Genomic DNA, 24,044 nt, shown 5'->3' on the forward strand with positions numbered 1-24,044 from the left:
TTATATCAAATACCTCAGCTCACTTATAATTACTGATGAAATGCAATGGCTATTATACTCAAGGGATTATTAATTGTTCCACTTGCTGTTGTTTATTCCTGCCAGCAAAACACTATAATCAGTAATCGACGGGTAGTCATTAATCACAGCACTGGCTTTTTTACTATCGGGGTTTGCCACCGCTAATAAATGCTCAATACCATATTTTTTAGCAGAATCTAGCATAACGACACTGTCATCAACAAAAAGTGTCTTCTCTAAGGCAAAACCATGCTTTTGATGTAGACGCTGCCAGAGTAGTTGTGATTCTTTTGTCACACCAAATTCATGAGTTGAATACAGGGTATCAAAGTATTTATCTAACTTAGTGCGCTCTATTTTTAGCGATAAACTATCAGGATGGGCATTGGTCACCAATACCACTTCACGCCCTGATGACTTAAGCGCGACGAGAAAGTCATGTGCGTCACTGCGCAGTTGAATCAAATGTTGTACTTCGCGTTTTAGGTCGATGATCGACAGTTGTGTTTGCTGGGCCCAATAATCAAGGCAATACCAGTCTATAGTCCCGGCCACTTTTTCGTAGTGATTGGCCAATGACGTTTGCGCATCAGCTAAACTTACCCCGCGTAAATCACTATAGCGTTTAGGTAAGTAGTGCAACCAAAAGTGATTGTCAAAATGTAAATCGAGAATGGTTCCATCCATATCAAGTAAAACAGTTGAAATTTTTGACCAATCAAGCATAGATTTTTCCCTAGAAACACGTTTATTATAGGAGCATACCAAAGAGGTTTGGTTATGTATTCAACGTTATCGTGTTATGGTTAAACTTTAGTTTTTTTAACGTTGCATTCTCAGTTAAGTTGTTGCAATAAAGGTCGTTATGACAACAAAAAAAGTATTACCGCAAATTACCGCACGCAAGCAGGTTGCTAAAAGTCGTTTATTTTCGATTGAACAAGTTGACCTAACTTTTACCAATGGCGAAAAACGTGAATATGAACGTATGTCTGGCAAAGGCAGAGGGGCGGTGATGATTGTTCCTATGCTAGATCAACAGACCATGTTACTAGTACGTGAGTACTGTGGCGGTACTCACACTTATGAACTCGGCTTTCCCAAGGGGCTGATTGATGCCGGCGAAAGTGCGGCAGAGGCAGCCAATCGAGAATTAAAAGAAGAAGTGGGCTACGGTGCTCAAACATTAACCTCAATACATACCGTTGCCATGGCACCCGCATTTTTTGATGCCAGCATGACCATTTTTCTCGCGGAAAATCTTTATACTGAAAAGCTGCTCGGTGATGAACCCGAAGCCTTAGAATTAATACCTTGGCCGTTAGCCGATTATCGGCAATTGATGCAAGAGCCAGATTTCAATGAAGCACGCAGTATTGCCGCGCTGTTATTAGTAAAAGATCACTTAGGAGGTGTTTTATGAGCCCAGAAAAATTATTGTCAGTAGCACTTGAAAGTGCCAAAAAAGCGGGACAAGAAGTCGCGAGTTACTATAAGCATGGCAACTATACGGCTGAAATGAAGGAAGACAATAGCCCAGTGACCAGTGCTGATATGGCGGCAAATGACATTCTAATGGATGAATTAAGACGGCTAACACCTGATATTCCCATTATTTCTGAAGAAGTGGGGGCGTTAGCACTTGCTCAGCGCAGCAAATGGTCACGCTATTGGTTATTAGACCCTATTGATGGAACGGGTGAGTTTATTGCCGGCAGTGGCGATTTCGCCGTCAATGTTGCTTTAGTGGAAAATGGCTGGCCAACGATTGGTGTTATCCATGCACCTGATCATCAATTAACCTACTATGGCCAAAATAATTTAGGTGCATTTAAAGAAAATGATAGCGGTAGTCATAAAATACAAGTGGCAAAATATGATGGCCAGCGTCGAATTAAAGTCGCTATTAGTCGTCGCCAAGATATTAACTTAATGGGGCAGTATTTAAATGATAAATACGACTACGATCATGTTGCTTTAGGCAGTTGCTCGCTAAAAAATTGTTTAATTGCTGAAGGTGGTGCTGATTGTTATTTACGGGTTGGGCCAACAGGTGAGTGGGACACTGGCGCTAGCCATTGTATCATTGAACAAGCGGGTGGCAGTATTATCGACAGTGAATTTAAACCATTAACTTATAATCAACGTAACACTTTGATGCAGCCTGATTTTTTATCTTTAGGGAATACAGAGATCCCTTGGCATGATATTATTAAGCCGCACAGAACAACACGCTAACAATCAATAATAGCTTAAGCGAAGAGTTAACACACTTATTTGCTTTAGGCATAAAGATCAAGGCGAAAGCCTGACATAAATGGAATATATAATGCGCCAAACAGCTTTAATGTTAATTACCCTACTTGTGGCTACAATCAGTTTACCTGCTTTAGCTACATGGAAACTCGACAATTCAAGTTCACTACTTAGTTTTACATCGGTGAAAAAATCGGCTATTGCGGAAAATCACAGTTTTGCAAAACTTGAAGGCGATATTGACGCAAAAGCACAGGTGACTATTAGTGTTGACCTAGCTAGCGTAAATACCAATATTGCTATCCGCGATGAGCGAATGAAAAAGTTCGTTTTTGAAACGGATAAATATAGCTCAGCAAATTTTACGACTCAGCTTGATAAAGAATTAATTAACACTTTAAAAGCTGGCCAAAATCAGCAACTCAGTCTTAGTGGCACGCTTGACTTCCATGGCCTACAACAAGTAGTCACTATTGATGTTAGTGTTGTAAAACTAAGCGCAGATAAAATATTGGTCAACACGATAAAGCCATTTTTTATTAAAGCGGATGCTTTTAGTGTCGTTGCTGGCATTAATAAACTTAAAGAGTTAGCGTCTCTACCGAGTATTGATTATGTCGTACCGGTAAGTTTTTCAGTCACCTTTACTCGTTAAATTAAAGGTCGTTAAGTTTAAAGTTCGTTAAGTCTACACTTGGTTAAATGCAACATTCGTTAAGTTGACACAGCATTACTCTTTATCAAAGGCACTTAATCAGTGCCTTTTTCATTGCAATAAACTGTAATTATATTTTTTAAGCGCTTTCCTCACTGTCTTCAACCAATTGATCTGTCGGTAAAATATTAACTGTCTCATGTAGTTCTGAGTAGACTAATAGGGCAGAACCTTGTGTTAATTGCTGACGCACTTGAGTGATTTTATCACTGAGTGACACATCCTCACTACCATACTCAGTACCTTCTCGAAGGACAAAGTTCTCGATAATGGCGTTTAAAGTCTCGGTTGATAATTGTTCTAATGGAATGATCATAAATATCTCGTCAAAAATTCAGGTATACGCTGCTCAAGCCAAAATTGTGGCTTAAGTGGATTTTTACCGGTAATGAAGCCAACATGGCCACCATGAGCACTAATTTCAAAGGTTAATTGCTCTGGTAGAACACTAATAGCGGTGGTGTTTTCATGGCATAAGAAGGGGTCATCGCTCGCGTGAATGATTAAACATGGCGTGGTTATCTGTTGAAGTACATCTCGGCCGCTTGCTTGTTGATAATAGTGATTGGCATCGCGAAAGCCATTAACTGGGGCGGTGATCATTTGGTCAAACTCTCGAATAGAGCGAACCTTGTCTAAATTTTTTCTGTCTATATTATTGAGTAAATTTGTATTTATTTTTTCAATGGTGCTAACTCTAAGCATATCAACCAGGTACTTTTGATAAACGCGCGAAAAGCCTTGATTAATTCTGTCACAGCAACTTGATAGGTCAAGTGGAGCACAAATTACACCGGCGGCTTGATAGATATTTTGTTTTTGTTCTGCCAAATATTTAGTTAATACATTACCACCCAGTGAAAAGCCTATAATCGCTTTTTTTGCGTCAGGATAAGTATCAGCAAGATATTGACTAAAGTAGTCAACATCACAAGTTTGACCACTATGATAAGACTTTGCCATACGATTGGGTCGGCCACTGCAACCGCGAAAATGCATTAAAACACCTATCCAACCTTGCGCTTTAATTGCAGATAACATGCCTTTAGCATAATGACTGTTTTTTGAACCTTCTAAGCCATGTAATACGGCGACAATGGGGCGAGAGCACGAAGGGCTAACCTTTTCGGTCCACGCCAAATCAACAAAGTCACCATCGGGTAACTCTAACGTTTCATTTGTGGTATTAATAGTGTGACCACGCCGAAAAAACTTAGCGGCAATGGTTTGGCAGTGAGGGTTTTTAAGCCACCAAGCAGGGCTGAAAGAACTTTTGGTAAACATAACGTGGTAATAGTGTGTAATGCAAAAAATTATTGTACGTTAAAACACTGTGGATGCCCAATGGTTAGCCATCAATGTACAAGCTTATTTGGCTTGGGTAAGTAATGCAGGGAGTCTTACGCAGACTAAAGCAGTCTTAGTTAGTGGAGCCATAGCTAGCAAGGTTAGGTATGAGTCTAAGAAAGGCATTAGTCAGTTTTGCTCGACCTTGTCCAGTAAGACTTACGTTATTTAAATAGGCAATATTAGTTTGCTCAATGTAGTGAAAATAAACTTAACAGCATAAGTTACTTATTCAGCTTAGAGCAGAGTAAAAAGCCAATACTGAACCGATAGCATTGATCTTGTTATATGTTAAGCGTATATACCTTGATTGTACTATTGCTAGATTTACTTTTCATCTTCACTAATATGCTTTAAAAAATAATAGACATAAAAACCACATATACCCAGTAAAACCGCTAAGCCAATAAAAGAATAAAGCACAACAGGGTCGTTGATTAGCATATTTAAAACGTTCATAACTGACTCCAAAAATCATCAAAATAGTAAAAAGATTAGATAACTATTGTAAATAATAACTCAGTACTACTTATTGATTTAGATCACATTCATTGCCATTGTATGCTGTGAATATGATGGCTAGTAATGGAGGCTAGCATTGACTTGAGGTATTGATATGAGGTATTGATATTAGGTATGGACTTCAGGTGTGTATTTTTATTAATAGTAAGAAATAAGCAGGTTATAAATTAACTTTTCTATCGCTGAGGTTACTGATTTTTATCATTTAATAGACCGCTAGATAAATAACTTACTGAAAGGCAAAAATAAACCCGCTAACGTTTGTTGCGGGTTTATATTTTTTATTGAAGCCGGCTAATGCAGACGAATTTTTCGTCTAACGGTTTTGCTCTATTAGCGCTTGCCTTAATTTCAGCTCTCTTTGTTGTATTATGTTACGCTGAAGAGTATCTGCTTTTTCACGGCTGATATTAATTTCTTCTACCGTTAATTTATACTCGTCCATATCGCGACTTTTTTCTGCTATACGATAGCCATTTCTAGCGGCAATGATATTCCAGATATACGACATCTCTGTACTTTTAGCGACCCCTTTGCCGTCAAAATACATTAAGGCGAGGTTAAATTGCGCTAGTGCATAGTTTTGATCAGCAGCCTTTTGATACCAGCGCGATGCTTGCAAATAATCTTGCGGTACACCGCTGCCATTATAAATCATCACCCCTAAGTTAAATTGCGCGCGAGGTAAGCCTTTTTTTGCCGCTTTTTCCATTAAGGCATAAGCAGTGTTTAGATCTTTTTTAACGACTTCACCCTCACTATATAACAAAGAAAGGTCAAACAAAGCATCTGAATAATTTTTTGACGCCGCCAAATGAAATAATTCCACTGCTTTTGTTGGATTTTTAATCACGCCGTAACCATTTAAATAAACTAAGCCCATTTGATATTGAGCAGGTGCATATCCTTCTGCAACTAAAGGCTCAAACTGAGCTATTGCGGCGTTAAACTCACCACGATTAAGATCATATATGCCTAAATCTAAATCTGCGCTGTATGCAAAGTTCTGAGCAAATAGGGCAATACTGAGTACGAGTAAGGTCAATTTTTTCATTTTAATGTCCTATAGTCTGGTGTTGTCGCCATTAAACGCAATGACAAGGTATTTTTCTGCTATGTGTTAAGTGTAGCAATAAATTTATAATGCTTGCGACATTATCTCTTCAATTTGCTCTTCAAGGTCAAGCCATTGTATTTCATTGGCTTCTAAGTCTTGTGTCAGCTTTGCTTGGCGTTTCAGTAGTTCGGTTAGTTTGGCTTTATGCTCAGCTTGATAAATGTCACTGTCTGCTAACTTAGCTTCAACTTCCGTTAACTCGTCTTGGCTTTTTTGTACTAATTTTTCAAATTTATCTGCTTGTTTACGCAGCGGTGAGGCTTTTTTACGTAATTCGGCTTGTTCTTTGCGTTGTTGTTTTTTATCAACTTGTGGCTCGCTAACGATTTTATTTGCTTTAACGCTTTGCTTTTTATCGTCATTTAACCATTGTTGATAGTCGTCAATGTCACCATCAAAGTCAGCCACGTGGCCGTTAGCTACTAAGTAAAATTCATCGACACACGACTCTAATAAATACCTGTCATGGGCAATAAGAATGATTGCGCCCTCAAAGTCTTGCAGAGCGAGTACCAATGCTTGACGCATTTCTAAATCAAGATGGTTGGTTGGCTCATCTAACAGTAGCAGTTGTGGTTTGTCTAGGACAATAAGCGCTAATACTAAGCGCGCTTTTTCGCCACCAGACATAGTGCCGACTTTATCTAGTGCTTGGTCGCCACTAAAGCCAAAGCGGCCTAGAAATGACCGTGCTTGTAATTCGGTTATATCGGCCTTTGCCCGTGTAATATGCTCAATGGCACTACTGGATAAGTGTAGTTGCTCAAGTTGGTGCTGTGAAAAATAGCCCACTTTTAAATCTTGCGCACAATAACGCTCACCTTTAAGCAGGGCTAAATCTCCCGCCAGTGATTTTATTAATGTTGATTTACCCGCACCGTTGCGCCCGAGTAAGCCAATGCGACTTCCAGGTACTAGGGTCATGGCAACATCTTCTAAAATAATGGCTTGTTCACTATAGCCACATTGGCTCTCTTTTAGTGCCAGTAACGGATAAGGCAGGGTTTCGGGCTGCTCAAAGTTGAAAGTAAATTGACTATCTACATGAGCTGGCGCCAAATCAGGTAATTTTTGCAGGCGTTTTAAACGACTTTGTGCTTGTTTTGCTTTACTGGCTTTAGCGCGAAAGCGGTCAACAAAAGAAGTTAAGTGAGCAACTTCTTTTTGTTGTTTCTGATATTGCGCATCTTGTTGTGCAAGGTGTTCGGCACGTTGGCGCTCAAAAGCACTATAGTTACCCGAATATAATTTCGCAGTTTGATGCTCAATATGCAGAATTTGGCCAATCACATCATCAAGAAAATCACGATCATGTGATATCAGCACTAAAGTACCGGTGAACCTTTTTAACCAACGTTGCAGCCAAATCACGGCATCTAAATCTAAATGGTTGGTGGGTTCATCCAGTAATAATAAATCGGCCCGGCTGATCAAGGCTTGAGCTAAGTTTAAGCGCATTCTCCAACCGCCAGAAAATGATTTAACCGGGTTAACTAGCTGCTCTTGTACAAAACCTAAACCGTGTAATAATTCTCCGGCTCGTGCCGGTAAACTGTAGCCATTAACCGCGTCAATTTGGTTGATAATAGTGGCTTCAAGTGTGCCATTGTCGTCTTTGCGTGCTTGTTCTAATTTAGCTTCTAGCTCACGATATTCAACATCACCGTCCATAACATAGTCTAGAGCTGAGCGGTCTAACGCAGGCGTTTCCTGTTTAACGGTAGCAATTTTCCAGCTTGAGGGCATAGAAAGGTTGCCCACATCTGATGGTAGTGTGCCCAGTAAGCTGGCAAATAAAGAAGATTTTCCACAGCCATTCGCCCCAACAAGTCCAACTTTATGATTTGGATGTATAGTAAAACTTGATGATTTTATGAGGTATTTTGCGCCTCGGGCTAAACTTAAATCTGTGGCTATGATCATTTATCGTTACTCATTTTAATGCAGAACACTATTGTCGCTTTTCCTTAGGGGGTAGTTCAAGGTAAAATAACAGCACTAAGCAGATATCTTGCTAAAATCTAATACAAAATTAATTAAAACTGAGTAAATAAGTGAAAAAACGATTTATAGCAGGAGCAACCTGTCCAAAATGCAAGGAAATGGACACTATGGGGCTAACGAAGGTAAACGGTATTGAAACAGTCACCTGTGTAAGTTGTGGCCACCAAATGTCGCAACCGGAAGAACATGTTGTGCAAGAAGTAAGACCAAACGAACAAGTTATTGGTATTTTTAAACCAGATTGATGTGCTAGGAGATACTTACAATAGACTGTTTTAATTAAGAAAAATATTATAAATCATTGGTTAAGTACTATGTTTTAATCAATGTCAATTAAGTGGACTTAGCCTCAGGCTGAGCAAAGAAAACAAACGGCACAGCCAGTGGACCGAGAATAGCCCCCATTATTACCCAAAATCTAGTGTTAGCACCTTTAGATTTTGCAATTGAATAACAAACAAAAATACAGAGTAAATTTAAAACCACTAAAGCAAAAATATAAAGCTCCTTTTAGAAACTATATTGGCAATAATATAAATTTAACACAAAATGATACGTACACAAATGCCTTAATAATAGACTGATAATTTTAGGCAAAATTTTATCATTGAATTTACTTAATATGCTTAATACTGAAAAGCTAGACTTTTAACTAACAAAGTCTAGCGATAAATTTGCGTAAACAGCTTTTGAACCTAGCTGAATAGGGCATAAAATTTTCTTGAAATAGAAAGGACTATGCGAATAAAAACTATTCCTCAAATAAAAGTACGTTAGATTTTTGTGGCGATAATTCGACCATCTGTTTACGACCATCGAGTTTGTTTGTTGCGGTAATTTCTAAGCTTTTTTCAGCATCCCCTTGACCAAAAAGATTGACTTGATATTCAAACTCACTATTGGGCTTAACTAAAGTATAACGGCCCATAACCACTAACTGTGACGCAGGTGCCTTAGGCGAATGATGATCAGTAACTGGCGACAAGATTATTCCCTGCAAAGCGAGTTTTCCGCTTTTATCTTTTAAAGTTATTTTGCTGTGAACCGTATCGATAATACTAAGGCGGTGCGTTGCAAACTCTTCAGCAGAAAGTTTACTATCAAGATCTTCATCGATGCCTACAAAAGCAGATACCGGCAATGAAATTACCATGTAAACGCCATCTTCGGCAACGTTCAATGTACCGTGCTGAGCTACCATTACATGGGCATATAGCGACTTAGAGCACAGTAAATTTAGCAAGATTAAAATAGTCGACATTGCTATGGTAATATTCAATTTCATCTTGTTACATCCTGATAATTTAGCCGTACTGGGCTTATAAAAGTGCCAGTCGTATTTTGTAAAGTTGAACCGACATTACAGAATTACTGATGTCGGTATCGTTAAGTAGGTGTATTAAGGGGGTGGCATACCACCTGTTACTTCTACTTCGCCTTTTACACAGCGTTGAAAGTACGGGTAACTGTCGGTGGCAAAATAATGATAAATACCTTCGGGGAACTCAGGTGTAACGCCCACTCGGCCATTACATTCATCTAAATCTCCTGAACCGGCAACATATTCCCAGTCTTGAGCGAAAGTCCCTAATGTGTAGATGTCTTGCGAAGGTCGAGAAGCACTAACGTCACTTTTTAATTGAAAGCTGCCTGTAAGCAACTTAAGTGCTGACGTTGCATCACTTACAATGCTATAACCGTAGCGGGCGTAAATAGGAAAGCCATCGGCAGCCCAACCAATTAGCGTCATGCTTGTGTCTCCACCACCTTGTTTTGTTATAAAACCTTCTGGCATACCATGATAATGATATGTGCCACCGGGCTGAACATGGGCATTGTTGTTGTCAGTACCAAAGTTAAAACTTGTATGACCTAATGCTTCGATACTCCAATTGCCGCTGTTATCGATTAAACTACAGTTGTCACCGGAGTCGTCACAGCTTCCTGCGGTACCCGCATCAATTTTCACCCCATTAAGTACGTAACCTGTAACACCGCGAGGACCGCCTAACTCTGTTGCAGCAGTCGACTCTACAGGCGACAAGCTTAAGTTAGCTGAAATAGTTTGAGACGAAATAGTATTGGGGTTGCCTTCATTTGGAAACTCTCCTACCTCGTGATCAGGAATGCCGTTGGCACTTAATAAACGCTCACTATCGGTACAGCTCCATTGCGAAAAGCTGTCGTCTTGTACATAAATGGAATCGTTATATTCGTTATAATTGTAGTCACATAAAACACCTAAAGTAGAGCTTTGCGGTACTTCTGAAACCACTATTTCAACACTATCAACTTCACTATTAAGCAGAGTATCGTCGACAGTTAAATTAACCCTATAACTACCTATAACATCAGCGACAAAAGTAGGTGCTACCTGAGTATCGCTTGATAATGTAGCAACACTGCCATTAGGAATTGATGAGAAACTCCAAGAATAACCGAGCGTATCCTTGTCTGCATCGCTACTTAGCTCACCAGAAAGGACAACAGTACTGTTTAAAAATACCGATTGGTCAGTGCCAGCGTTAGCAATGGGGGCTGAATTAGTCGTTCCAGATTCACTGCTTTCATCACTATCGGCGCTACTACTGCCACCACAAGCGGTTAATGTCGATATGACTAAGCATAAGCTCAGTAAGCTTGATGAACTTTTCCAACAACTTATTTTTGTTTTCATTTTAAAAATTCCTTCAGTATTTTTTATTAGAATAGCGTTAGTTTAAAACAAAAATGTGCAGAAAGTGTGCAAAAAATGTGAAAGGATTTTTAAAGCTAGTTTAAAGCTTGGAGCGGATAAAAAGTTAATAAAAATAAGCTACTTTCACTTTAAAAGTAGTTTATTGTCAAAATTAAACCCACATTAATTTTTAGATATACCATCAGCACATGAACTATTAAATATTTTACTCATAGTTTACGCCGTGGTGTTGATAATTGACTCGCCCTCTTCAATATCAAACTTTTCAAAGATCTATGCCAATATCGATTGCTTGTTTGTGTCGCTCAGGCTATTGCCATTATTTTCCGCCGATGTTCTTCTAGAATTTCTGCTAGATAGTCTACCAGAGAAGTTATTTCTTCTGCACTTTGTCTAGGCGGAGGAAGTGGCCTGTTAGCTTTAGAAACATTGGCTAGATCGCCAATGTTTTTTGCATCAAATTCGGCAGTTTGAAGCTGCTTTTTCTAGCGCTGCATTTGGTTGAATATTGGTTTGAGAAAATGCTTTTATAATGTTCAAAGCACCTTCTTGAGTAATATTTTCAGTGTCAAATTCAGCTAAGGTATCAGAAATAAAAAACTGTTATTCTTCGGTTAAGCTTTGCGCTGATCTTGGCGATGGCATTGAACTATTGAAATTTGTTGAGTTAATCATTTATAGCGCCTCAACGTTGCTGTTTAGTAGGTGGTCGGTGATTTTTAAACTCTGTGCTACTAATCACGCCATTATTATCGCTGTCGATATGAGAAAAAATAGTTTGATGATCACCATTAGGCAGGGTTTGTTGCGAAAACTCGTCCATGTCAATTCCACCGTCACCATTAATATCTATCGATGAAAAATCCGGTGGTCCTGGTCTGTCTCGATTTTTTTCTTGAGCCTGTACTTGAGAAAACATAACCACTACAAACGTGATAGCTAATACGGCTTTTGATTGCATATTCATAATCTTTGTTAATCCTGTGTTTAGTTCATAAACAAGGTTATCAATAGAAAATGCAAAAAATGTGCAAATAAAAAGTAAGTTAACTCACTTCAGTCATTTTTATTAAAAGCAGCTAAAGCGCTAAGTGATAACCCTTGCCATATAACGACTGCAGCCAGTCTTTGCTATGGCTAATATCGTTGAGTTTTTTACGCAATTTTTTTATGTGGCTGTCAATGGTGCGATGATTTACGATGCGATGATCTGAATACATATTTTGTATCAGTTGATCACGGGTAAAAATTCGCTTGTGTTTAGCGGCTAAGGGTTTTAATAGCTGAAACTTTACAAAAGTAAGTGATACTTTTTGATGATGAAAACCTACCGTAAGGCGATGTTCGTCGAGTATTAGCATATCAGCACTATTTTCGATTGTTTGTGTTCTTCTTAGAACCGCTTTAACTCTTGCAACAACTTCCCGAGGGCTGAAGGGGTTACAAATATAGTCATCAGCGCCTAACTCTTAACCTATCAAGCGTTCTATTTCTTCAACCTTAGCCGTCACCATTAAAATAGGCTTATGACTAAAAGTGCAATTAGCCATAAATATTCTTGTTGTTGTTCAATAAATTCAACTTCGTAACCTTGTGTGAGTTGATTCCGTTTTGATACCGCAAAATATCCCACTACGCGATTATCAACCTCGATAGCTATTTTTTTATAATCTAAAGTCGACAAGTAATTAGCAATAATCACATTTTCGTCAGCATCTAATAATGCATACTTTGCTTCAGATTTTGGCGGGCGAGGAGGTAAGTCAGCAAAATTGTTATGGCAAGGTGGAGGTCTATTTTCTGCTGATTCAGCTTAAAACCATGGTTTATCGAGGCGCTTTTATCGGTTATATCTTGTGTAGGCGGAAAGTTTCTCTCTACATCCAAGTCACTATTAGCTAATTGCTGGGTAATTAAGTGATGAAACCTACGGTGTTTCCCAGCCAGATACGGCCCATTGTTTTCAACTTTATATTTATCTGTTATCTGAGTTAATGCGGGCTGTAATGTTTCTATTTCTTTTGAAATAACATATTAAACCATGCCTTTATCAATGCTCCACTGCATTAGTAGGGTATTGGGGATTATCGTTTCAACAAGCCAACCATAGGTGTTCAGTTGAGATGTTTTTTTTTAAATTCTATGACTTTTTGCTTTTTTTGTACTTTATGATCTTCCTTGTGGTTTATTTAAATTTTATTCGTTGGACCATATTTCATAAAAACTAAAACTAGACAGCTTAATTATTGAGGTTAATAAGTTTTAGGTATTACAGGGAAAGTAAGCCAATCATGATGAGAAAGATACTCTAGAAAATACCTGCCAGTATTTTCCAGTGCATAATGAAGTTTAAAATTAAATTTTTACGAAAGTTTTAACTCTTCCAGTAAGTCATGAATTTCCGCTTTTAATTCTTTATCCGAAATTTTATTACAGCTTATTTTAGCTTTTTCTAATGACTCAATAGCACCTGCTTTATCATCTAATGCCACTTTCATTGTCGCAATAGAATAACTAATAGACGAACGGAAGTCTTTGTCGTTAATCGCTTCAGCTTTTAATAAAGCTTGCTCGTAAATAGTAATAGCTAAGGGTAAGTCATCAGTAAAGTCAGCAAGTGTTTCCCATTGCACAGGGTGGTCTTTATCGGTATTTTCATTCTCTTCGCAGAGTTGCTTTAGCTCGGCATAAAAACCATCAAATGTAGGTTGGTCTTGCTCTTGAGCTGCTGCCATTAAGTGATCAGCGAAAAAAAGCACTTGCTTGTATATTTTGGTGTTCATGCTGCGACCTTTGTCAGTTGCGTTAACTTGCGTTAAGTTTTGTGATTAACAATATTCAATCGCTAATTATAATGCTTTTATAGCCACCAACCCCAGTTTATTCGCTCAGTAGCTTAAAATTTAACAGAGCAAATTAAATAAAGCCTACTCATTAGCGCCTAAGGTTATTTTAGATCTGCTTTAATAACCTCGCAGGTCTTGAAGTATTTGGTATCAATTAGATTACAATATTTAGCTTATTGCTTTTAATAGTGTGGCGGCGGTGGCTCTACTTCTTCTTTACCGTCTTGCTCTGGCGTATTGTCTTTAATTCTGTTGGCAAGCAATGATACTTGCTGTTTCAGCTCTGCAAGCTGGCGTTGATGTAGTGTTATTTCGTGGTTAAGTTGTTCTATTATGTCGTCTTGAAAGGCATTGCGGCTTTCAAGCATTTCAATTGCTTTGTTTAATTCGTTAACTGATTTCACTGTTTATTTACCTGCCATAATTCGGCGTATCCTGAGGAACTTTCGGTGATTACTTGGTTATTATCTCTAAAAGCGACGCTATAAACAACTGCCCCCGCCGGTCTAATATCATCACGTGGTAAAACACGCCAACTGGTTAGCCGTTCGCCTGTAGCAATATCCCATACGCTAACCTTACGAGAAGGCGCGCCAGTTAATAACTTAGTGCCGTCAGGTGAAAATTGCACGGCACTAAAAATCTCTTGGCGATTAAAATATTTTAATTGGGACACTAACTCGCCCGTTTTTAAATCCCAAATATTGGCTGATTTTTTACTGTCAGCGGTAAAGGCATAGCGTGCTTTAGGATCAAGCGCCACCATAGTCACGCGGCTAGGGTGATTAAAACGATAAATAACTTGTCCCGAAGCGGTATCCCAGACATAAGCAACAAAATCATTAGAGCCAGAAATAGCCACTCGGCCATTAGGTAGCATATCGATTGCATTAATTTTTTCTTGATGACCCAAAAACTCTAAGCGGCGGCCATTGGCAATGGTGATGTGTACGACTTTACCGTTACTCTGTCCAACAAGTAAGTAGTCACCATTATTTGCTACGGCTACATCACGAATACTAGATTCGGTAATTGACCAATAACCTTCTGATTGGCCATTTTTGATATTCCACAACGAAAAATCATGGCGATTAGCGGTTATGGCATGACTGTTATTATCAGCAATATCTGCCACCAACACTAAATTATCAGCACTATTTTGCTGTTGCGACCAGTTATATTTCAGCGCGTTTTTGTCTAAATCCCACAAGCTAATGCCGTGATGAATGGATGAGACAACACTGAATTTAGCGTCATTAGAGATATTTGCCGCGTAGGCTCCCTCTACCGCATGTTGCCACCTTTTTTCTGGTGCTTGACCGAGAGGCTGACAAGCTGTTAGCCATATCAACACCAATAAAAACAAAAGCTTGGCTTTAAAATTAGTTAAGTTACAGTTTAGCAAAATATTAATACTTTTTTCTTAGGGCATTTATCGTTAGTATAAGCCGCATTGTTTCACAATTCACACATATTTAAATGACTTAGCGGGAATTTCTGACTGAGTAGTAAACGGAGAAATAAATGAAATTTTTTAAACCAACGGTAGTCGCTATTGCTTTATTATCAGTAATGGGTTGTCAAGAACCAGTTAAGCAAGAAGAACAAACAGTTGCGCTTGATACAGAAATACAAAAACAAGCCTACGGTTTAGGTGCTTCAATTGGTCTATATATGGAGCGTAATCTAGAAGAGCACGATAAATTGGGCTTAACTTTAGATAAAACACTTATTATTCGTGGCTTTACCGATAGCATGGACGGTAATTCTCAAATTGAACAAGAAGACATTCAAGCCTTGTTGATGAACTTAGATCAAGCAATGAAAGCAAAGCAAGCCGAACAAGCTACCGTCAGTTCAGAAGCAAGCTTAGCTGAAGGTCAGGCTTTCTTGGCAGAAAATGCTAAAAAAGAAGGTGTTCAAGTTACTGAGTCTGGCATTCAATACGAAATTTTAACCGCTGCTGACGGCGAAAAGCCTGTTGCCACTGATACAGTAAAAGTACATTACAAGGGTACTTTCCTTAATGGTGAAACTTTTGATAGTTCATACGAACGTGATGAGCCAGCTGTTTTTCCACTTAATCGCGTGATTTCAGGTTGGACCGAAGGTGTGCAGTTAATGTCAGTAGGTGCTAAGTTTAAATTTACTATCCCTGCAGATCTAGCTTACGGTCCTAACGGAAACCCACCACGCATTCCGGGTAATTCTGTGCTTCAGTTTGATATTGAGTTATTAGAAATTCAAAAACCAGAAGCCGCAGCGCAAGTTGGCGACAAATAGATAAGTAAAATTTTATAGCTTTTTGTATAGTAAAAACCAACCACCTAGGTTGGTTTTTTTGTTTTTAACCCGGCATTACTACTGTATTGCTACTGCATTCAATTAGGCTAATCCGTTAGCTGTAAGTGCTCAACGTACTCAGCAATAGCTAAACTTGAGATCAGCCGGGGTGAGTCAGTAGCCAATAAATAAATTAGCCCTGCTATGCCATATTTGTTTTCATTTTGAATGCTAAAGTCTTTAAAACCTTCGTATGTGGCTTGTAATTTTGGCCGAGCCCCTGCGTAATCAGGCTGCAATTTATTAGCATCAACTTCAGGGAAGTATCGTACTATTGGGTTAAAGAACTTAGCTTTTATTATCGGGTCAACGTGGTAGTCAATAACATCAATGTATTGCGTGTCAGGGCCAAAGTTAAGATGTCCCGCTATATTTAACGAAACATGAATACCTAAGCCATTAATCTGAGGTATTGGCTAAATAAGTTGTTGAAATGGACTTTCCCCCTGATAACCCACAGTATACAAGTGCAGTGAGGGCAGGTGTAGATCATGGCAAAGAATCAAGTACAGTTTCAGTAAGGGTATAGTTTGTTTGAGTTTATGGGAAACTTTGGCACTGAAGATAAGTGCCAACAAACGTTGTTTAACTGGCGTTTCCCACTGGGGTCTTTGTGCTGGGATTGCGGTAACCATATTTATTGCTAGTTGAAGTGCCGCAGACTTTTACAATGTAACCGCTGCGGTCATCAACATTCTCTGATCAGCGGAACATTATTTGCGAGTACTAAACTGTCTTTAACTAGGAGGTTTATGGCAATCCATTTGCTAATGCAATCCAAAACAGGATTGTCAGCGATGGAGCTAAAGCGCCAATTAGGCGTGAATTACGACACCGCCTGGAAGCTAAAATACAAGCTGTTACAGGCGATGAAAGAAAGCACCCCATTGGAGGTGTCGTGCAGTTGGAAGATGTGTACTGGTGAGGCAAACGACGCGGGGGAAAGCGCAGCTGGTAAGACACCTTTTGTCGCCGCAGTCGCCTGAATGAGCAGGGTCATCCCGTTCGGATGAGAATGAATGTGGTGAATGGGTTTCAATCAAGGGCGATAGAAAATGATCAGCGCTGCATATCAAGTCAGATACCATTGTTATTTAAGACAGCCTGCCTGCTTCCGGGTGATAGCCAGTGAGGATAAACACCATTTTTGAGCCGTTACAGGCGGTAATCTGGATATGTTGGAGCATCCCGCCTTCATGCGTGAATACTATGATAGACAATGTGAAGAACTCGCTACGGTGCAGTTGTCATGCCATTGGAGCCAAACATCTGCCACGTCATTTGGCGGAGTATTGTTATCGGTTTAATAATCATTTCGAGTTGAGGACGCTTCTACCAAGGCTGGTGGTAAGAACACAGCCTATGCCAATCGTCTATTGAGACTAGCTGAAGTTTATTGGTAATCAGGAGATTGTATTACTTTGAAAAAGCACACAAATATGACATCCATTTCTCTACTACTTGTTATTCTATCTTAATGATTTTATTTCACACATCAGAATACGCCCATTCTTATTCAAGTGTGATTTCAGAAGTTTTCAGACAATTTCATTAGACCATTAACCACAATTCAAGCACCTTGTTAGTGTGAACTTATATCATGTAATCCGTTTAATATTAAACCAAAAAGGTGAAAAAATGCTGTCTATAGAATCGAAAAAACGCCCTATCATTACTTCAATACTCTTTTTGCTAACCCTTCTTAGTTTTTCAATACAAGCTAATGAGAATAAGACGACCTCTCTGATTTGGGACGTTATTGAATCATTTAAGCTTTCTATAGTAACCAAAGATGAAGCGTTATTTTTATCGCTGTTCCATAATATGAACAATGATAATATAACTTGGGTTGGTGTTATTAGTGACGACACATTAAAAGCATTAATAGCGAAAGATGAGAAATTTAAACAACAACCTAAGATCATGAATAGCACACCAAAAGAGTTCATCCATGCAATTGTCAATTCACCCCAAGCAAGCAAAGAGGTCTTCAAAAATGTCAAAATTAATACTGATAAAGAAGTCGCTTCTGTCAGTTTTGATTATGAATTTTTCAAAGATGAGAAAGTTAGTAATTTTGGACAAGAACACTGGCAGTTAATAAACACCAAAAACGGTTGGAAGATTAACGCAGTCAACTTTTCATTCACGCTAGTTATATAATTAAAAAAACTTAAACCTATGACGCTACAGGTCTTGTTGTAGCTGACTAGTTTTAATTCGATGTATCCATGATTTTACTGCGGGTTTTATACTTAGCAATTCGCGTTCATTAATAATTGCTAATGCTTGCTTAGCGTTATATTCGGCGACTTTTAAATCACCTTGCGCATGCGCAAGTACCGACAAATGCATCAGTCCATTAGAGCGTCCCAACGGACATTGCAAGACTTTATGGTATTCAATGGCCTGCTCAAAATTTGCTTGAGCTAAATCAAACTTAGCTAGGTGTTGATTTAATGAACCGGTAAATTCCGATGCATAGGCTAAATATAACCAGTCGTTAATCAGTTTTGCATCAGTGTTAACATCATCAATAAATTTTTGACTCTGATCAAAATCGCCATTTTGTGCGGCGTTCATGGCTGCAAAAAATCGTAACCGAATCAGCTCTTTAATATTTTTTGTGGCTATAGCCTTGGGAATTGCGTTGGAAAGGATCTCCTCCACCGCAGCACGATCTTTGTTTTCTAAAGCAACTTCTACCAACAACCGTGAAGCGGTAAGGTTGTCAGGCTCAGTTACGGTAATAGCTTCTAACAGTTGCCTCGCCCCTAAATTTTTTCCACTGTTTCGCATTTGTATTGCTTCAGCAAGCATTTGATTGGCAAATGCTGATAAATAATGTGTTGTCGAAATTTCGTTTTTGTTGTCTAGCTTTCGATTGCCTATCACCGCCAATCTATCAATAGCAGACCCAATGTGCTCGTCTAAAATAGCCCCTCTTTCAATGTCATTCTGTTGATGCAAGGTGTAAATGACTTGGTAGTCGCCAGAACTGCCTGTTACCGAAGCCTCAATAACTAAAGTCGCGCCCGATACAGTAAATATTTGCTCGATGTGTTGACGGTCAAAGTTATCCCTTGGCATGTCAGCTCTTTTCATTACCTCCATAACGTAGTCAGTATTTAACACTCCGACATTGTGACTAGACGACAGTCGCTGAATTAGCTGATCCATTGCGCCATAGCGAACCCACTGATGGTTAGTGTCTTCAATATTATTTTTAATAGGCAAAACAACGACAGAACCGGTAATGGCTGGCTCGCCCTGTTGCATAAAGGAAGCGGCTAAAATAACAATGAACAATATCGTAGCGGCTATTGCTAACGACAATGGATTATTGAAAAGAGTCGCCTTTTTTAAGCCCACAGCTTTGGCGTCGTTAGGGGATACATCTATATTTTGGTTCTGTTCAATTTTGGCAATCCAAGCATATCCTTTGCGTGGATACGTTTTAATAACATCTTTACCCACAAAAAGTTTTCTAAGCTCTTTTATCGATTGAAAAATAACTTGGTCATCATCAACAACAACATCATCCCAGATTTCATCCAAAATTTGTTGTTTGCTGACCATATTTTTAGACGAAACGAGTAATACCAGCAATTGGAACGTTTTTGGACGAACACTGACATTTTGATCGTTGAAAGTCACTTTGCCAGTATGGGGCCATATTGTAAAACCGACAGTTTGGTAAAACACAGTCACAAATTTACTACCCACTTACTTAGAGTTTTTCAACAACAGGAATGTAATAGTACACCAGTTCCTATTGCAATTGTCTCGAGTGCACCAAATTAATATAAAATTAATTGGTTAAGTTTTTGCCTCACCTGAATTTCAGTAATTTTCAGATTATTTCAATAGGTTTTTTTTATGAACGCATACACCATTAGCTTTATCCAATAACTAACGGTAACTCATAAGAATGCAAAAACTTAAACAACAAATTCTCAATCAACCGCTAATCAGCGCTATTTTAATTGCTGTGATTGCCGTCGCTGCATCGCAATTAATACCAGTACTGTTAAATAACTTGTTTCCCCAAGTAGGATTATGGACCTTTGCAACACTCACTCGTTACCTAATCGCAGCCACTTCTATGTTGCTCGTCTACCGTTTGGGTTGGAACACCATAACGAAACCAAATAAGCATCTAGTGATCGGGAGTAAATATAGGTGGGCGCTCATCATTCCTATGTTGTGTGTGGGTCTCATTAACCTAGCCAATGTTAAATGGGTACTACTGCAACCTAGTTCTGTAGATATTGTCCGATGGCTAGCAACAAACCTCGCGGCAGGCGCTTTTGAAGAAACACTAATGCGAGGTTTAGTTTTTATCACCTTGTATCATGCATGGGGACATACCCGATCGGGCTTGTATAAAGCGGCAATGGCACAAGCAGTTATATTCGGTTGCCTTCACCTACTTAATTTAGTGCATTCCGATCCCATAGATGTGATAGCACAAGTTCTATACGCCACTATGCTAGGCATAGGCTTTGCGGGGTTAATGTTATATTCACGCAGCATATTTAGCGTCATTGCCGTTCACGCATTCATCAATGCAACTGGCAGTATAAACAGCAGTTTCATCTTAGATTTCACCCCAACGCCCAACGAACCGGCCGCTTATTTTGTTGCCATCCCCTTAATATTCGCACTCGCCACCTTGCCCGGTATCTGGGGATTAAAGCGAGTTCCTCTTAATTGTTACCTACAAGGATTAACTCATGACTAGTTTCAACATCCTACGACCAACATCACTCATACTACTAACCTTACTTTGTATTGAGAATCACCATGTTCACGCCGATACAGATTCAAATATTGGTCGGTCAAAGGTAGCTTTACAAAAAGCGATAAGCGATCTTGAATTGCGCAACAAACAAGTGCCTATCGACTTAGGCATTTCTTTTATCCGCACGGTTGAAGATGGTGCAGGCAATAAACTGCAATCAAAATACACTCCAACGACACAAGAAAAGGGGGAGTGGAAAACCATCGAAATACTGGGGAAAATGCCATCTGGTAGATTGCGGTGGAATACAAATTTCCTTGTATCTAATACCAACTTTATTATTGACGAAACTACGCTAGTGAGAGAGTCAGAGACCACTTGGGTATTTGATATACCTAACGTTGTCAATGTCGATACCGGTGAATACGATTCCACTGAAGAAACAGGAAAGAAAATAACCAATACGCTTGGGGCATCGCTAATAAGCGAAATGGCTGTCAGTAAGGTTAATCCACGTTTTTTGTCTATGCACATATATGCCCCAAAATCCTTTAAACCGTCAATATTGGCCAAAGTCAACACCTTCGAAGTCAGAATTGATTACGCCGAAGCGTGGGAAGGCGGGCCGTTATACACCAAATTGGAGTCTCGACAACTCAAAGGTAAGTATGGATTTTTTATCAGCATAGATGAGTTCGTCACTACAACCCATACCCATGTTGTTGTCACCCAACGACTATCCGAACAAAACAATACAAAACTTGATTCAAAGCGCTAGTTGAAACTGCGAACCAGAATCAAACTGTGTCGATTGAAAAACTAGTTTAGTGATTTGGTTGTGTCCAAATGTATAAAACACATAATGAAAAAAGATAGGCGCTACACGTCTTCCAATTGTTAAGTAAATCAGTGGTGATTCAAAGTGCATTAATAGATCAGTACTCGCCATTTTTTTATTTTACTTCATCAGGTTCACAAAAGGCCTGTTTTGCGACACGTTTGTGAAAAATCGAATCACCCAACCGACCTCCTTGGTGGCTGATACCTCTAACAATATTCGATTTGATAAAAGTGCCAAATATCTCCTATGGTCGCTAATTTATGATTGGTGCTGAAATCTTCCACTGACTGTTTTCTGCTATTACCGCCAGTTCAATCAAGGTTGAATGTCGATCTGCAAATAGCACAAATGCGTTATTCCTGATCCGTAGGACTATGTCCGCTATGGCGAAGCGGGCTATTTATTATAATAATATTGTACCTAAATTAGGTCAGTTTTGTGGTCTTTGTTAAAAGCTATCGACGGGTTTTGAGCTTGAAGCTGACGTTAGCCATAGCTCGCTGCTAATGTTGCAATGTGCACTTTGTTATCGTTCCAATGTTGGTGATTAGTAAAGTTATTTACAGAGCTTCAAGTGAGAAAAAACTACTTTCGTTCTTTCTAAACGTCAACTAAAAAAACTAGTGACAATTACTTGCCCTCCTTAAAGCACACCTTTAATCGTTTGACTAATATCACCATCTTTCTTTAGGTCAGGATTGTTTTCTGCGTAATCCATTATTTCCTTGTCTAATTTTTGATAGGCATTTCTTATGCTTGGAAAGCTACTTTTTTTATAACGTTTTATAGCAAAGGTTTTCTTCATACTGCCTATACAGATCACCGACTGATAAGTGCTCTATACGTTCTTCGCGTTACTTCTCAATAGGGTTAACACCATTTTCCATTAACAAGATATTTTCACGTGCTTGCTCAATACTATTTGCAGGGGACCTCCCTAAAGTAACTCGAACATATTTATCATCAATTTTTTTGGCAACAGAAAAGGACTTAGAGCCAGTTGACGTTACTCTTAACATTAACTAGGGAATTTTGGTGTCTCAATATTAGACTCGACTGCTGTCGGTGATTTTTAAATTGTTTATTGCGGGGATAGTAAAGTTGAAGCGCTTATTCATAATACTTCCTCACATGGTCGTGGGATTTCTTCTGGGGATACTTTGAAGGTGTATTTCGGTCTATTTTCGTTAATCTTGAGTAATGTTGAAAATCCATGTGTTTGCCTACAACCCTTGTGTATTAACTTTGGTTAATGTGAACACATTATTTTAGGCAATAAAAAAGCCTTACCGAAGTAAGGCTTGAAATGCTCGCTATATGGTCTAGTAAACTAGCTTCTTTTTATTTTTTTCTTTATTTTTATTATTATTTTTATTGTTTTTATTATTGTTTTTCTTTAGCGCGAGACATTTATAGCAAAGGCTTTTTATCTGTGCAACAACTTTAATAGAGCATATATTCCACGAATATCTTCGTATAAGTGATGTGTAAATTGACAATGCTCAGTCTATTTTTTTGTTATGTAGGATTTATTTTCAATGAAAATATGTTCAGTCTACTGAAAACACCAGTGTTTATGGAGTTTTGGTATTTATAATGGTCTAATTTATCACTTCTATTTCTAACTTTTTTATTTGAATTTACTATAGATGAATGGATTAATATTATTATTATTTGAAATGATTTTTTTTTAAGTAGTGTAGTGGTATTTTCAGTCTCACTAAAATTTTCATATCTATTACTTGTACCAGAGTCTTTGAAGTAATTACTTTAGTTAAATAAAGATTATAAATCTAATATTATGGTGTTGTTTCTATGCGAACAAAAGTACTTTTGTGTAGAACGCAGAAAATGATGAGATTTGCGCCAGAAAATGAGATTTTGATTGGATATTATAAATGAAATTGATGGACATTAAATGAGATAGGGTCATTTTATGAAACATTAACTTTTGCCACAAAGTTAGCATTAGCAGTTTTATGACGAACGACCGTTTTTTTTGGCTTTTCCGACTGTCAGTCTTGATTAAAACCTATAAAGCCAAAGTGATAGTTCAAGTTTGAGCTAATAAATTTAATGGTATAGAGGAGTTTTTGTTGGATTGTAGTTCGTACTAATTTATATGCAGGCACGATAGTATGATCCAAAACGTCTTCTCCGCGTACATTGGAGACGTTAGCAACTCATTAATCCTAACGTCCGCTTGAAGCTCAAAACGGTCTAAAATCACAAGTAATAATCACCTCAATTAATGGTAACTAAGATACGCTAGCTGACATTTCAATATCTATTTTAAACTTCTATCGTTTTCCAATTTTTTTGTTCCAACTATAGGCTACAATGTACCTTGTTAATTTAGTGCCTATTGAGTAAGTCATAAAGTATGAAAATGAGTAAAATCTGCCATCGTTTGAACAATAAGTTATTGGCTGTATTAGACCAAATCAATGAAGAGGCAAAGCAAATCGGTGGTTTTAGTCATATAAGTCACACTGTTCAGTTCGATTGCTTCCCTGCCAGTTTATTAGTGCACTGCCATTTTAGTGAAGCACAAAAGCTACGTGTTGCACAGAGCAGTCATGCTGAAACC

25 protein-coding genes and 2 pseudogenes are annotated in these 24,044 nt (G+C 38.5%); 10 read left to right on the forward strand and 17 right to left on the reverse strand.

The features are described 5' to 3' along the window. Window positions 1–69: 69 nt before the first annotated feature. Window positions 70–747 (reverse strand): GMP/IMP nucleotidase, encoded by a 678-nt coding sequence (yrfG, locus tag H4J59_RS15660; RefSeq protein WP_182240919.1) that lies wholly within the window; start codon window positions 745–747, stop codon window positions 70–72. Between the two features lie 139 nt (window positions 748–886). On the opposite strand from yrfG, the gene nudE reads away from it, so the two are divergent. The 3 genes from nudE (at window position 887) to H4J59_RS15675 (ending at window position 2,932) form a co-directional block, all read left to right on the forward strand. Continuing rightward, window positions 887–1,444 (forward strand): ADP compounds hydrolase NudE, encoded by a 558-nt coding sequence (nudE, locus tag H4J59_RS15665; RefSeq protein WP_182240920.1) that lies wholly within the window; start codon window positions 887–889, stop codon window positions 1,442–1,444. Continuing rightward, window positions 1,441–2,259: a 3'(2'),5'-bisphosphate nucleotidase CysQ gene (cysQ, locus tag H4J59_RS15670; RefSeq protein WP_182240921.1), complete on the forward strand. Its 819-nt coding sequence runs from the start codon at window positions 1,441–1,443 to the stop codon at window positions 2,257–2,259. Before nudE ends, cysQ begins: the two co-directional genes overlap by 4 nt. Window positions 2,260–2,350: 91 nt before the next feature. Then, window positions 2,351–2,932, forward strand: a complete 582-nt coding sequence (locus H4J59_RS15675; protein WP_182240923.1) for a YceI family protein — start codon at window positions 2,351–2,353, stop codon at window positions 2,930–2,932. A gap of 139 nt (window positions 2,933–3,071) precedes the next feature. On the opposite strand, the gene H4J59_RS15680 is transcribed toward H4J59_RS15675, so the two are convergent. The 5 genes from H4J59_RS15680 to H4J59_RS15700 all read right to left on the reverse strand — a co-directional run bounded on the left by H4J59_RS15680 (window position 3,072) and on the right by H4J59_RS15700 (window position 7,901). Then, window positions 3,072–3,308, reverse strand: coding sequence for a YheU family protein (locus H4J59_RS15680; protein ID WP_182240925.1), 237 nt, complete (start codon window positions 3,306–3,308; stop codon window positions 3,072–3,074). Then, window positions 3,305–4,276: a hydrolase gene (locus tag H4J59_RS15685; protein ID WP_182240927.1), complete on the reverse strand. Its 972-nt coding sequence runs from the start codon at window positions 4,274–4,276 to the stop codon at window positions 3,305–3,307. Before H4J59_RS15685 ends, H4J59_RS15680 begins: the two co-directional genes overlap by 4 nt. Window positions 4,277–4,666: 390 nt before the next feature. Beyond that, window positions 4,667–4,798, reverse strand: coding sequence for a DUF3149 domain-containing protein (locus H4J59_RS15690; RefSeq protein WP_182137421.1), 132 nt, complete (start codon window positions 4,796–4,798; stop codon window positions 4,667–4,669). A 379-nt stretch (window positions 4,799–5,177) separates the two neighbouring features. Then, window positions 5,178–5,915, reverse strand: coding sequence for a tetratricopeptide repeat protein (locus H4J59_RS15695; protein ID WP_182240929.1), 738 nt, complete (start codon window positions 5,913–5,915; stop codon window positions 5,178–5,180). 84 nt (window positions 5,916–5,999) lie between these two features. Further along, window positions 6,000–7,901, reverse strand: coding sequence for an ATP-binding cassette domain-containing protein (locus H4J59_RS15700; RefSeq protein WP_182240931.1), 1,902 nt, complete (start codon window positions 7,899–7,901; stop codon window positions 6,000–6,002). A gap of 131 nt (window positions 7,902–8,032) precedes the next feature. Between H4J59_RS15700 and H4J59_RS15705 the strand changes: the two genes are divergently transcribed. Beyond that, window positions 8,033–8,227 (forward strand): YheV family putative zinc ribbon protein, encoded by a 195-nt coding sequence (locus tag H4J59_RS15705; protein WP_182240933.1) that lies wholly within the window; start codon window positions 8,033–8,035, stop codon window positions 8,225–8,227. A 506-nt stretch (window positions 8,228–8,733) separates the two neighbouring features. Here the strand turns inward: H4J59_RS15705 and H4J59_RS15710 are convergent. The 8 genes from H4J59_RS15710 to H4J59_RS15745 all read right to left on the reverse strand — a co-directional run bounded on the left by H4J59_RS15710 (window position 8,734) and on the right by H4J59_RS15745 (window position 14,892). Further along, the gene (locus tag H4J59_RS15710) at window positions 8,734–9,267 is read right to left on the reverse strand and encodes a hypothetical protein (protein WP_182240934.1); all 534 of its coding nucleotides are present in this window, start codon (window positions 9,265–9,267) and stop codon (window positions 8,734–8,736) included. 114 nt (window positions 9,268–9,381) lie between these two features. After that, the gene (locus H4J59_RS15715; RefSeq protein WP_182240936.1) at window positions 9,382–10,659 is read right to left on the reverse strand and encodes a YHYH protein; all 1,278 of its coding nucleotides are present in this window, start codon (window positions 10,657–10,659) and stop codon (window positions 9,382–9,384) included. 706 nt (window positions 10,660–11,365) lie between these two features. Next, complete coding sequence (locus H4J59_RS15720) at window positions 11,366–11,647, reverse strand: EF-hand domain-containing protein (RefSeq protein WP_182240938.1); 282 nt, start codon at window positions 11,645–11,647, stop codon at window positions 11,366–11,368. 112 nt (window positions 11,648–11,759) lie between these two features. After that, window positions 11,760–12,041: a winged helix-turn-helix domain-containing protein gene (locus H4J59_RS19530; RefSeq protein ID WP_259369566.1), complete on the reverse strand. Its 282-nt coding sequence runs from the start codon at window positions 12,039–12,041 to the stop codon at window positions 11,760–11,762. 152 nt (window positions 12,042–12,193) lie between these two features. Then, window positions 12,194–12,382: a hypothetical protein gene (locus H4J59_RS15730; protein WP_182240965.1), complete on the reverse strand. Its 189-nt coding sequence runs from the start codon at window positions 12,380–12,382 to the stop codon at window positions 12,194–12,196. Window positions 12,383–13,043: 661 nt separating this feature from the next. Beyond that, on the reverse strand, window positions 13,044–13,463 hold the full coding sequence (locus tag H4J59_RS15735) for a tetratricopeptide repeat protein (RefSeq protein WP_182240940.1): 420 nt from the start codon (window positions 13,461–13,463) through the stop codon (window positions 13,044–13,046). A gap of 245 nt (window positions 13,464–13,708) precedes the next feature. After that, a complete protein-coding gene (locus tag H4J59_RS15740) occupies window positions 13,709–13,930 on the reverse strand; it encodes a SlyX family protein (protein WP_310733210.1) in 222 nt (73 codons plus the stop codon). Then, window positions 13,927–14,892 (reverse strand): WD40 repeat domain-containing protein, encoded by a 966-nt coding sequence (locus tag H4J59_RS15745; RefSeq protein WP_182240942.1) that lies wholly within the window; start codon window positions 14,890–14,892, stop codon window positions 13,927–13,929. The genes H4J59_RS15740 and H4J59_RS15745 overlap by 4 nt, the downstream gene beginning before the upstream one ends. Before the next feature lie 158 nt (window positions 14,893–15,050). On the opposite strand from H4J59_RS15745, the gene H4J59_RS15750 reads away from it, so the two are divergent. The 3 genes and pseudogenes from H4J59_RS15750 to H4J59_RS15760 all read left to right on the forward strand — a co-directional run bounded on the left by H4J59_RS15750 (window position 15,051) and on the right by H4J59_RS15760 (window position 18,032). Further along, complete coding sequence (locus tag H4J59_RS15750; protein WP_182240944.1) at window positions 15,051–15,809, forward strand: FKBP-type peptidyl-prolyl cis-trans isomerase; 759 nt, start codon at window positions 15,051–15,053, stop codon at window positions 15,807–15,809. 602 nt (window positions 15,810–16,411) lie between these two features. After that, window positions 16,412–17,272: pseudogene (locus H4J59_RS15755) on the forward strand (IS1595 family transposase). A gap of 235 nt (window positions 17,273–17,507) precedes the next feature. Beyond that, window positions 17,508–18,032, forward strand: a complete 525-nt coding sequence (locus H4J59_RS15760) for a nuclear transport factor 2 family protein (protein WP_182240945.1) — start codon at window positions 17,508–17,510, stop codon at window positions 18,030–18,032. A 24-nt stretch (window positions 18,033–18,056) separates the two neighbouring features. Here the strand turns inward: H4J59_RS15760 and H4J59_RS15765 are convergent, their stop codons facing one another. After that, on the reverse strand, window positions 18,057–19,580 hold the full coding sequence (locus H4J59_RS15765) for a winged helix-turn-helix domain-containing protein (protein WP_182240947.1): 1,524 nt from the start codon (window positions 19,578–19,580) through the stop codon (window positions 18,057–18,059). 220 nt (window positions 19,581–19,800) lie between these two features. Here H4J59_RS15765 and H4J59_RS15770 point away from each other — a divergent pair, with 220 nt between their 5' ends. Continuing rightward, the gene (locus tag H4J59_RS15770; protein WP_182240949.1) at window positions 19,801–20,613 is read left to right on the forward strand and encodes a CPBP family intramembrane glutamic endopeptidase; all 813 of its coding nucleotides are present in this window, start codon (window positions 19,801–19,803) and stop codon (window positions 20,611–20,613) included. Next, on the forward strand, window positions 20,606–21,391 hold the full coding sequence (locus H4J59_RS15775; protein WP_182240951.1) for a hypothetical protein: 786 nt from the start codon (window positions 20,606–20,608) through the stop codon (window positions 21,389–21,391). The genes H4J59_RS15770 and H4J59_RS15775 overlap by 8 nt, the downstream gene beginning before the upstream one ends. 706 nt (window positions 21,392–22,097) lie before the next feature. On the opposite strand, the gene H4J59_RS15780 is transcribed toward H4J59_RS15775, so the two are convergent. Next, a complete protein-coding gene (locus H4J59_RS15780; protein WP_182240953.1) occupies window positions 22,098–22,259 on the reverse strand; it encodes a hypothetical protein in 162 nt (53 codons plus the stop codon). Between the two features lie 49 nt (window positions 22,260–22,308). Then, complete coding sequence (locus tag H4J59_RS15785) at window positions 22,309–22,473, reverse strand: Arm DNA-binding domain-containing protein (RefSeq protein ID WP_182240955.1); 165 nt, start codon at window positions 22,471–22,473, stop codon at window positions 22,309–22,311. A 1,370-nt stretch (window positions 22,474–23,843) separates the two neighbouring features. On the opposite strand from H4J59_RS15785, the pseudogene H4J59_RS15790 reads away from it, so the two are divergent. After that, window positions 23,844–24,044, forward strand: a pseudogene (locus tag H4J59_RS15790) (hypothetical protein); the annotation flags it as partial.

This window comes from Colwellia sp. MB02u-10 (genome assembly GCF_014077185.1).
Lineage (GTDB): Bacteria > Pseudomonadota > Gammaproteobacteria > Enterobacterales > Alteromonadaceae > Cognaticolwellia.